We start from the raw sequence: 255 nt of genomic DNA on the forward strand, positions 1-255 counted from the left end.
TGAAAATGGTTTAACACCTGAGTTCAGAGAAATACTATTCAGGCGATATCAGCAGTTTCAGGCGACAAAGTCTGAACTTGATTGGTATAACCAGAAGTTACAACAAAAGGTTAAATCAGAGAAGGTAAGCCAGAAGTTAATTGCGATACCTGCAGTTGGGCCGATTAACTCGTTTAGCTTGCTCCATTGGTTAGGCGACGGCAAGCAGTTTAAGCGAGGAAGAGATGCATCAGCCGCTCTGGGGGTTGTACCTAA

1 pseudogene is annotated in these 255 nt (G+C 43.9%); it reads left to right on the top strand.

Annotated elements, in window-relative coordinates:
- Positions 1–255, top strand: a pseudogene (locus ACSLUK_RS20140) (IS110 family transposase); the annotation flags it as partial.

Source organism: Thalassotalea fusca (genome assembly GCF_053485835.1).